At 51.0% G+C, this 9,446-nt stretch carries 10 protein-coding genes and 2 pseudogenes; 3 read left to right on the plus strand and 9 right to left on the minus strand.

All coding sequences use genetic code 11. The annotated features are described in order from the left end of the window. Positions 1–141: 141 nt before the first annotated feature. Both GF617_RS25645 and GF617_RS25650 read right to left on the minus strand, forming a co-directional pair. Positions 142–455: pseudogene (locus GF617_RS25645) on the minus strand (Tn3 family transposase); the annotation flags it as partial. A gap of 26 nt (positions 456–481) precedes the next feature. Beyond that, positions 482–1,234: a S9 family peptidase gene (locus GF617_RS25650; protein WP_004729622.1), complete on the minus strand. Its 753-nt coding sequence runs from the start codon at positions 1,232–1,234 to the stop codon at positions 482–484. Positions 1,235–1,474: 240 nt separating this feature from the next. Between GF617_RS25650 and GF617_RS25655 the strand changes: the two genes are divergently transcribed. Both GF617_RS25655 and GF617_RS25660 read left to right on the plus strand, forming a co-directional pair. Further along, on the plus strand, positions 1,475–2,344 hold the full coding sequence (locus tag GF617_RS25655; protein ID WP_001567390.1) for a DMT family transporter: 870 nt from the start codon (positions 1,475–1,477) through the stop codon (positions 2,342–2,344). A 133-nt stretch (positions 2,345–2,477) separates the two neighbouring features. After that, positions 2,478–3,701, plus strand: a complete 1,224-nt coding sequence (locus GF617_RS25660; RefSeq protein WP_023287190.1) for a MalY/PatB family protein — start codon at positions 2,478–2,480, stop codon at positions 3,699–3,701. A 185-nt stretch (positions 3,702–3,886) separates the two neighbouring features. Here the strand turns inward: GF617_RS25660 and GF617_RS25665 are convergent, their stop codons facing one another. The 3 genes from GF617_RS25665 to GF617_RS25675 form a co-directional block, all read right to left on the minus strand. After that, complete coding sequence (locus GF617_RS25665) at positions 3,887–4,660, minus strand: SDR family NAD(P)-dependent oxidoreductase (protein ID WP_004729618.1); 774 nt, start codon at positions 4,658–4,660, stop codon at positions 3,887–3,889. A gap of 65 nt (positions 4,661–4,725) precedes the next feature. Continuing rightward, the gene (locus GF617_RS25670; protein ID WP_020277918.1) at positions 4,726–5,427 is read right to left on the minus strand and encodes a DsbA family oxidoreductase; all 702 of its coding nucleotides are present in this window, start codon (positions 5,425–5,427) and stop codon (positions 4,726–4,728) included. A 65-nt stretch (positions 5,428–5,492) separates the two neighbouring features. Then, complete coding sequence (locus tag GF617_RS25675; RefSeq protein WP_021242986.1) at positions 5,493–6,599, minus strand: alkene reductase; 1,107 nt, start codon at positions 6,597–6,599, stop codon at positions 5,493–5,495. 213 nt (positions 6,600–6,812) lie between these two features. Here GF617_RS25675 and GF617_RS25680 point away from each other — a divergent pair, with 213 nt between their 5' ends. Continuing rightward, positions 6,813–7,142, plus strand: a complete 330-nt coding sequence (locus GF617_RS25680; RefSeq protein ID WP_021242987.1) for a co-chaperone YbbN — start codon at positions 6,813–6,815, stop codon at positions 7,140–7,142. Between the two features lie 29 nt (positions 7,143–7,171). Here the strand turns inward: GF617_RS25680 and GF617_RS25685 are convergent, their stop codons facing one another. From GF617_RS25685 to GF617_RS25700, 4 genes and pseudogenes are all read right to left on the minus strand, one after another. Then, on the minus strand, positions 7,172–7,510 hold the full coding sequence (locus GF617_RS25685; protein WP_021242988.1) for a carboxymuconolactone decarboxylase family protein: 339 nt from the start codon (positions 7,508–7,510) through the stop codon (positions 7,172–7,174). Between the two features lie 4 nt (positions 7,511–7,514). Next, entirely contained in the window at positions 7,515–8,096 is a 582-nt protein-coding gene (locus GF617_RS25690; protein ID WP_020277920.1) for a TetR/AcrR family transcriptional regulator, read from the minus strand. Positions 8,097–8,237: 141 nt separating this feature from the next. After that, positions 8,238–8,795, minus strand: a complete 558-nt coding sequence (locus GF617_RS25695) for an OsmC family protein (protein WP_000108589.1) — start codon at positions 8,793–8,795, stop codon at positions 8,238–8,240. Between the two features lie 184 nt (positions 8,796–8,979). Next, a pseudogene (locus GF617_RS25700) lies at positions 8,980–9,369 on the minus strand (recombinase family protein); the annotation flags it as partial. Positions 9,370–9,446: the final 77 nt, after the last annotated feature.

Raw genomic sequence — 9,446 nt, forward strand, 5'->3', positions numbered from 1 at the left:
GTTTTTACCCAGATCGATACCAATGAGCGCAATGTTTTCCATGATAGTTCTCCGAATGAAAGCCTGTCCTCAGCATAATACCGGGAAGGAGGGAGTGACCATCTCATTAATTATCCCACGCTAAGACTATATTTTGTACAGCAGTGGAGAAGGATGAGAGACCAGCAGTTCATTAACAGGGACTCCTTTTTGCTTAAGCGGCTCAATGGTTCTTTCTATATAAACCGTATTCCAGAGTGTTATCGCCGCCGTATGTAGTGTCAGCGCCGGTGGCGTGGTAACGCTGATCCTCCCACCCCCAGATCCCTGATTTCATTCAGCCGGTGCATGAAGGATGCTCGCCCAAGGGCCTCACCCTTATTCAGCCCCGCCTGTATGCATCGGCCTAAGCCTTTATCGCAAAATCAGTCCAGCATAAACAGCGTCCGATCTCTGCAGAAAATCGCCCTCTGCGCTACGAGTTTGAACGCATTTACTCTGTTTATAGGTAACATTCGCTCCACGATATAATGATATCGGCAACGTATTCAGCATCCTGAGCATGAGTCAGAAGGTGATCCGCCTTACCCAACGAAATGAAACTCTTGGGATGCTTTGCTGCTTTGAATATTTTTTCGGCCTGCTCAATTAACACAGTATCATCTTCAGTCGCATGAAAAATAAGCAGAGGCTTGTTCATGGCGAACACCTTATGAGCGATTTTGTGTTCCTGAATATTGTCCAGCATCTGTTTCTTTAAGGTAAATACCCGCCCGGCCAGCTCAACGGGATAGGCTCCATGCTGGTTAATGTTTTCAACATCATCCTTAAAAAGACGTTTTACGTGTGTCAGTTCTCCGGGTGATCCTATGGTGACAACGGCCTTTGCCTCAGGAACTTCGCCGGCAATAGACAGAATGGCCGATCCCCCCAGGCTATGGCCGATGAGCAAAGAAGGCGCTTCGTACTGTCGGCGGAGATAATCTACCGCGCAAAGCAGGTCCGAAATATTGGATGAGAAGTTGGTGTTGGAAAAATCCCCTTCGCTGTTTCCCAGACCAGTAAAATCAAACCGGAGAACGGCGATAGCATTCTCTGTCAGTTTCCGCGCAATACGCGCCGCGCCTTTGAGGTCTTTGCCACACGTAAAACAATGAGCTAACAGCGCAAACGCTTTAGGATTTTCAGGAAGTTCAAGCAATCCGGCCAGTTCTTCACCAGCCGCATTTTTGAACGTAAATTTTAGTTTTTTCATAGGATATTCCAGGTCTTAAACTGATTTCATATGTTTGATCGCAGGGAAAAATAATCTTCTGCTCTGCATCTGGCATTACGCGTTTTCCTTCCTCTACTGGGGATGTGAAACAGAATTCATTCCGAATGCCTGTCCTCACCTTCCAGTTTGAAAGCTGATTATTGCTTCCTGTTCGGTGATCACTTACGCTATGCTACCAACTAGATGGTAGTTTACAAGAATTTTATGAGGTCTCACTGAATGGCCAATTGCGCGCTCATTCTTAAAATATCCCTGGCAATGCTGGCGTTTGCTGCAAACTCTATTCTGTGCCGTCTGGCCCTGCAGGGAGGCCACATTGATCCCCTTTCATTCAGCAGCCTCAGGCTGGCCAGTGGTGCACTCGTCCTGTCACCTTTCTTGTTTTATCACGCAAAAACTACATTATCGCTGTGGCGTCCGCTGAGCGGATTTTACCTCATGGTGTACGCAGTGCTCTTCTCTGTCGCCTATATCCATCTCGATACCGGGGCAGGTGCGCTGTTACTTTTTGGTGCCGTACAGTTTGCGATGGTGATCCACGGATTATTTAAAGGGGAATCACTCTCCGTTATGCGGGCTTGCGGTTTAGTTATTGCTCTGGCAGGAATTGCTGCCCTGCTGTTACCCGGGGCGAAGGCACCGCCGCTTTACAGTGCACTTATGATGATCGTTGCCGGATTAGCCTGGGCCGCCTATTCCGTCAGGGGGAGGGCGGGCCAGGCGGCCGGGGCTTCAACGGCGGCAAATTTTGTACTCGCCACGCCGATGGCTCTCGCTCTTTCGTTGCTGTTTATGAAGCAGGGTCACTATGATGCTGCGGGCATTGCTTTGTCATTGCTGTCCGGTGCCGCCGCCTCAGCCGGTGCATATGTATTGTGGTATACCCTTTTACCCTCTCTCGGCTCTATCACCGCCAGTACCCTTCAGCTCAGCGTTCCCTGTCTGGCAATGCTAGGGGGTGTGGTATTCCTGGATGAATCACTGACGGTCAGAACGATATTTTCTGCCCTGGCGGTGCTGACTGGCATTGTGATGGTGACACGCGAGAAATCCCCCCGTCAGTCGATGACAAAGGCGAGAGAACCTTAATAACGCAATTAATTCATGCAGTTGTGATGATTCTCTTATGTTAATCACACGAGCCAGTTTTCCCGCTCCGGCATCAGACTGACAGTAATACTGAGGTCGACGTTTCTGACTACACCTAAGGCAGGTTTATGAAATGAAATATGATTTTGATGAGTACGTAAGCAGAGAGAAAACAGACAGTCTCACCGTGGACGGCTGGCGGGAATACCTGTTTTCGGGACAGTCCGAATTTGCAATGCGGTATCCGGCAGAAGGGCTAATCAACCTCTGGGTTGCTGACATGGCTTTTGCCACACCAGAGCCGATTCTTCAGGCCATCAGAGACCGTCTGGATAGAAAAATACTCGGCTACACTAAAATCTACGACGAAGAATACTATGAGATCTTTGGCAGCTGGTGTGAGCGACAATATGGTCACCGTTTCAAAACGGAAGACATTGTGCTGTCTCCGGGCATTATTCCCGCGCTGAACCGTCTCGTCCCGCTTCTGACCGACATGGATGACAGTATTCTTATTATGACGCCTTCATATGGCCCGTTTAAAAAGGCGGGTGAATACAGTCAGCGTCGCGTGGTGTACTCGGCGTTAAAAAAATCAGCAGGCGGCTGGGAACCTGACTGGGAAGACTTTGCACGCAAAGCCAGTCAGGCCGATTTACGTGTGAAAATTCTTTTCCTGTGTAATCCGCATAACCCGACCGGACGAGTCTGGCGGCCTGATGAACTTAAGCGGATTATTGAAATTTGCCTGGCCAATGACATCTGGGTGATATCTGACGAAATTCACTGCGACCTGTCCCGAAGCGGTATCGGTCATACACCGGCCGCCTCTCTTTTCCCTGATTCTACACGCATTATTACCTGCATGTCCTCGAGTAAAACATTCAATCTGGCCGGGAATTTGTTGGCAAATATCATTATTCCGGATCCCGGTGTCAGAAGCGAGTGGCGTCTCAGACACGACGAGTTCATCTCTCCACTGAGCCTGGCAGCAAACAAAGCGGCGTGGAGTGAATGTGATGACTGGCTTGTCCATCTGAGGGAATATATTGACGGCAATTTCCAGTACCTGCACGACTATCTCAAAAGCTATTTACCCGAAACCAGGTTCTCGATCCCCGAAGGGACATATCTGGCCTGGATAGATATTAGCCGCTACCTGCCCGACACCGCAGGTGAGGATTTATCGCTGTATTTTGCCCGGGAGTCAGGGGTCCTTCTTGAAGGGGGCTTGCTGTTTGTCGACAATGGGGACGGATATATCCGGTTAAATCTGGCCTGCCCACGGAGTATGCTGACAGCAGGGATGAAAAGAATTTCACAGGTACTGCGGATACCGGCTCCTCATCGTGTATAACCCCTTTCTCTCTGGCCGTTTTGTCCTGTCAGGATGTCGTCAGAACCCGGCATAACACCCTGTGCCGGGAACACAAAAGGCACGGATGAACAGGTCGTGAATATTCTTAGTGAAGCCTGCTGATGACATGTCTGGCGACAAAAAAATGCCGCCCTTAAGGGGCGGCTTATGCCAGCGTCACGGGGTTATCGTCTGACCGCCATGATGCCCGCATCGACATCCCAGATAGCGCCCGTCACCCATGAGGTTTTGTCAGACAACAGGAAGAGAATAGTGTTTGCCACATCTTCGGCAGTTCCGACGCGTCCCAGCGGGTGGAAATCGTTCAGCGACTTCATAGCATCTGCGATATCCGCTTTGTCCATGAAGCCTTCGTATATCGGCGTATGAACAATCCCGGGAGACACCGCGTTGACACGAATACCCGCGCTGGCCAGCTCAATCGCCAGATTACGCGTCAGGGCATGCAGACCCGCTTTTGCCATTGAATAGGCCGAGGCCGGCGAGTCACCCAGTGCAGCCTGAGCACCAATCGAACCGACGTTGACGATAGACCCTTCGAGCTTCGCGGCGAGCATGTTCTTCACGACATCCTGTGTAATAAAGAACGTGGCTCGGTTCAGCGAAAGATACATGTCATAATCGGCAAAGCTGTGCTCGGTAAATCCTTTGGGCATGAAGATACCGGCGGCATTCACCATCAGGCTGATATCGCGATGGTGAGCATTAATTTCCTGACGGATAGTTTCCATACCTTCTTCGGTCATCAGGTTCGCCGCGATGACCGCAACCGGTCCCAGAGGGCTCAGTTCTTTTTGCACCGCTTCGGCTTTGTCTTTTTTATTCCCGGTCAGCACGACACTGCCGCCCGCTTCCAGTACCATGCGTGCCACGGCCAGGCCCATGCCGCTGGTACCGCCGACGACGAGCAGTTTTTTACCTTTGAAAAAAGTGTTCATTTTCTGACTCCATTACTGGTGGGTAAGACGTTGCCGGCAGCGTGAAACTGCCGGCGGTTGACGGATTAAATACTGCAGCCATCCGTTCCGCAGGTCTGACCCGCAGTGGCTGAAAATTCGGTTTGCTGTTCATCCCAGACCTGACGCAGGGCATTCAAAAAGTTATCTGCTGCCTGAGCCCCGCTGATGGCATATTTTTCGTTCATCACAAAAACCGGAACGCCGCTGAGGCCAATAGACTGTGCGTGGGCTTCATCGTCGGAAACGGTGGCGCGAAAATCGTCATTTTCCAGGGCGGCTTCAGCGTCAGCTTTCGGCATACCGGCTTCTACGGCCATGGCAACGAGCTGCTGACGGTCAAAGAGAGAGCGACCTTCGGTGATACTGCCATGATAAAAACGTTCTTCCACCGTGTCCGCAATTCCGGCCTTACGCGCGGCAACCAGCAGGGTGTGTGCATCTTCTGTATCACCAAACATCATGCCGTCGAAGTTGTAGATCAGACCTTCAGATTTACCGGCGGTGCCCACCTGATTCATCATCAGCTCCGCTGAATGCTGACTGCCCAGCTTTTTAACGATGGCATCCTTAAAAGGCATCGCGGGAGTACCACCGGCCAGACGGTAGCTGTGATGGCGGATCACCACCTGGTCGCGAAATTCAAAGCGATTCAGACCCTGTTCAAATCTTTTTTTAGCAATCCAGCACCACGGGCAGACCAAATCTGACCAGATATCGATGGTAAGGGTGGGTTTCAGCGTTTGCATAATGATTCCTCAAAGACGTTGGGCGGTCGGATCTCACTTATCAGAGAACCGCGACCGTATGGGATTTATTGCGCCTGCCAGACCGGGTAATCGGTATAGCCTTTTTCCGGGGAACCACTGACGCCGTAGTAGGTGGCGCGGTCACTTTCTGCCAGTGGCCAGCCGTTTTGCATTCTTTCAACCAGATCCGGGTTAGCGATGTAGGGCACACCAAATGCCACCAGATCCAGCTCATCATCTTCCAGAGCCTGCTCTGCGATATCACGGGTAAAACCGCCGGCAGCGATGATGGTGCCTTTAAACGTGTTGCGAAAACGGCGGCGGAAGCCTTCCGGAAGTGGCGCTTTGATGTACACCGGCTGATAGTAAAGGTGTACGTAGGCCAGTTCCCGCTGACCGAGCGCGTCGGTGATGGCTGACCAGGTTTGCTCTTCACCTTCATACGGCGCGAGGTCATAAATGCGGCCGAACGGTGACAGGCGCACGGCAACGTGGCTGTTACCCACGGCTTCCGCCACGGCGTCAATGGTCTCCAGCAGGAAACGCTGACGATTTTCCACCGAGCCGCCGTATTCGTCGGTGCGGGTGTTCAGTTCGCTACTGAGGAACTGGTCAAAGATGAATCCGTTTGCCGCCATGATTTCCACGCCGTCAAAGCCGGCTTCCATCGCCAGGCGTGCGGAGTGCACGAAGTCTGCAGTGATGCGTTTAACTTCATGCGTTTCCAGCGCGCGTGGCTGGCTTGGTACAACCGGGCCCGGTTCTCCGGATTCGGTCAGCGCAAAAACGGTGGTATTGACCGCCTGAACGGTGCCCGCTGAAACCGGCGCTATGTGGCCTGGCTGAAGAGAGACGTGAGACATACGGCCGACGTGCCAGAGCTGCGCGAAAATACGGCCACCTTTGGCGTGAACCGCTTGTGTCACCTTACGCCAGCCCTGGACGTGTTCGTCGTTGTAGATACCAGGGGTATAAAGGTAACCCCGGCCTTCTTCTGAAACCGGCATCCCTTCGGTGATGAGCAGGCCAGCAGAAGCACGCTGTGCATAGTACAAAGCCACGACCTCATCCGGCACGTCATTCATGGTGCGGGTGCGGGTCATCGGTGCCATGACTACACGGTTTTTTAACGCCAGGCCAGACAGATTGTAGGGGGTGAAAAGCTTACTCATCGTATACCTCACAAAAAACAAAAAGGAGTATCCCGGCAGGGATTTGCACAGCCCGGCAGTATCATCGACTGGACGTCGCGCACTGGAGTTGCATAAACATCTGATGGGTGGCAATATACCAACCATCTAGTAGGTAGGTCAATGGCTGTGTCGTATTTTTTTGTCATAACGCAGCCATTTCTGAATTGTCACTCATTTTGCGAGGTCATCACCATGCGTACATTAACAGCTTATAACGAAGATAATTTCCGCCAGATAGAGCAGTACAACGGAATATCGGTGGTACGTTTCTCTGCACCCTGGTGTCCGCCCTGTCAGGCCAGCGAAGAAATGTTCAGTCAGTTTGCAGACCGGCTCGATAGAGATATTCAGGTGGGGAAAGTCAATGTAGATCAGGCGCCGGTGCTGACAACCAAATACGAGATCTGGGGGCTGCCGTCTGTGCTGATATTTCATGAAGGGCAATTAGTTAAACGCATACCGGGTGTGAAACCTGCATCGGTATATGCTCAGGCTATTGCGGACATAAAAAAAGGGCAGTAATGCCCTTTTAACGTGGAATTTATTAATGCTTAACCGCGTGCCTGACCGACGGCATCCAGAGTGCGGGCTGAATAAATGACCGCCGCGCCAGCGTTGAGGTTAATCGCCACGCCCAGCGCTTCAGCAATTTCAGCGTCGGTTGCACCGGCTTTCACAGCGGCGTCGGCGTGAAAAGCAATACAGCCGTCGCAGTGGGTTGTGACTGCGCACGCCAGGGCAATGAGTTCACGCACTTTTGCGCCCAAAAGGTCAGTTTTGTTACCTGCGTTGCCCAGGGCAACCACGCCTTTCATGGTCTCGGGGGTCAGTTTGCCCAACTCGCCTAAACGTTGCATTAACTCTGAGCGATAGTTGTTCCAGTCCAGCATAGTGTCATTCTCCTGAATGAGGGGTATTAAGAAGCAGTTTTATATACTTAAGGCTGTTGGCGAAGACTTCGGGTCTGGCCGTTGCATGCGCCACTACGCTTGAGCCTTCACAGACATTAATGATCATCAAAGCAATATCTGATGGTTCGGCATGGGATGAAAACTCACCTGACTCCATGCCCGCCCTGACGACTTTTGTGAGCCACTCGATTTGCATATCGAAATAAAGTGATGTCTGTACAGTAATTGCCTGAGGCAGATTGGCGGTCTCTGCTGACAACGCACAACACAGTGGCAGTAGCGAAGCTTTATGGCTTTGCGCGAAGATATCGATGTAAGCCGCAATTCTTCTCTCCGCGCTTTTCTCAGTCGCCTCTATCTGCTCAAATACGCGTTGTGTATCAGAGAACGCCTGTATTACCACCTGCTCACCCAGAATATCTTTGGTCGGGAAATGGTGATGAATACTGGCCTTGGTGATACCCACTATTTTTGATAAATCAGCATAGCTGAATACTGAATACCCTTTTTCGCGCATCAGGTGTTCTGCTTCGCTGAGCAGCCGTTCCCGTGTCATGGTTGTCATAATTACTCCATATAATCTACTAGTTGATAGATTATATTGTTGCTATTTTTCCGTAGCAAGTTGTATCACTGACTCAGTATCGTGCAGAGCTGAACGTCACTGCCATCCTGCATTCTGAATGGCAGCATTACATCTCTGACATCACGCCAGGCGTGTAATCATTTCAACCGGATTAGCCAGAGTATCGTGGATTGGCGAATTCTTTTGCATTTCGCTGACCAGCGCTTCTAACTCCTCGCGACTGGCGGTCTTGCTCGTAAGGTGAACATCGACGCGAATAGATTTCGCACCTTTACGCACGTTGCTGTCCAGCCCAAGGAAGCCGTTGAGGTTGATATCGAAATTAAGATCCAGCTCGATACCGTCCAGGTCGATCCCTTTTTCAGCAGCCATCATGGTAAGGGTGGCGGTATAACAGCCAGCCAGCGCCTGCATGATGTATTCAGTCGGGCTCATGCCGGTATCGGTGCCGAGTAAACCTGCGGGTTCATCACCGATATTAGAAAATTTCCCCACACGGCTGGTATCGATAACGCCGTTCTGGATTGTGGCGCCGGTCTCTGTGCGAACGGTTAATCCGCCGCTGGAACGGGCTTTCATCTGGAAAGTCAGGTTACCCAGGCCAGGCTGGCTGCGAACTGCTTCACGGGTATTGTGGATCGCAGCTGCGTCTGCAGAAGGTTTAACGGTAGTAGACATAATGGCTCCTGTAATTTCTTGATAAAAGGTATAGCTGGTGTAACCAGCACCAATCATCTAGTTGGTAGATTAGTGTCGCGAACCTCTTTTGTCTACTCTTTTATAAAAAATAGGGGGAAAAGAACCCAGCAGGCTGTTTTATTTCATAATAACCATTTGATTTTTTTATAATCTTCCCAGCCGCTCACTCTTGCAGCAATCCAGCCTTTACCCGAAGGATAGTCTGGCGGGTGGTATTAAATTCCCGGGCAATAGCACTGATACTGATGCCAGCATTTAGGCGCTCTGTCACTGTTTGCTTTTGTTCCTCGCTCAGGATGGGGGGGCGACCGAAGCGTTTTCCAGCCGCTTTTGCCCTCGCAATACCTGAATACGTTCGCTCAAGCAGCAAATCCCGCTCAAACTCCGCTACAGCAGAAATTACCTGCATAGTCATTTTTCCGGCCGGACTGGTCAAGTCAACGCCTCCGAGTGCGAGACAATGAACGCGAATATCTAAAGCCGCCAGTTGCTCTACTGTTTTTCGGATATCCATCGCATTACGACCCAGACGGTCAAGTTTGGTGACAATCAGGGCACTGTTGCAAAGTTAGCGATGAGGCAGCCTTTTGTCTTATTCAAAGGCCTTACATTTCAAAAACTCTGCTTACC

Origin of the sequence: Lelliottia sp. RWM.1 (genome assembly GCF_016859735.1) — a bacterium.
Lineage (GTDB): Bacteria > Pseudomonadota > Gammaproteobacteria > Enterobacterales > Enterobacteriaceae > Enterobacter.

Coding starts and splice junctions, on each gene's coding strand:
- GF617_RS25650 (WP_004729622.1), bottom strand. CDS start 1,234: ATGAAAAAACTAAAATTTACGTTCAAAAATGCGGCTGGTGAAGAACTG.
- GF617_RS25655 (WP_001567390.1), top strand. CDS start 1,475: ATGGCCAATTGCGCGCTCATTCTTAAAATATCCCTGGCAATGCTGGCG.
- GF617_RS25660 (WP_023287190.1), top strand. CDS start 2,478: ATGAAATATGATTTTGATGAGTACGTAAGCAGAGAGAAAACAGACAGT.
- GF617_RS25665 (WP_004729618.1), bottom strand. CDS start 4,660: ATGAACACTTTTTTCAAAGGTAAAAAACTGCTCGTCGTCGGCGGTACC.
- GF617_RS25670 (WP_020277918.1), bottom strand. CDS start 5,427: ATGCAAACGCTGAAACCCACCCTTACCATCGATATCTGGTCAGATTTG.
- GF617_RS25675 (WP_021242986.1), bottom strand. CDS start 6,599: ATGAGTAAGCTTTTCACCCCCTACAATCTGTCTGGCCTGGCGTTAAAA.
- GF617_RS25680 (WP_021242987.1), top strand. CDS start 6,813: ATGCGTACATTAACAGCTTATAACGAAGATAATTTCCGCCAGATAGAG.
- GF617_RS25685 (WP_021242988.1), bottom strand. CDS start 7,510: ATGCTGGACTGGAACAACTATCGCTCAGAGTTAATGCAACGTTTAGGC.
- GF617_RS25690 (WP_020277920.1), bottom strand. CDS start 8,096: ATGACAACCATGACACGGGAACGGCTGCTCAGCGAAGCAGAACACCTG.
- GF617_RS25695 (WP_000108589.1), bottom strand. CDS start 8,795: ATGTCTACTACCGTTAAACCTTCTGCAGACGCAGCTGCGATCCACAAT.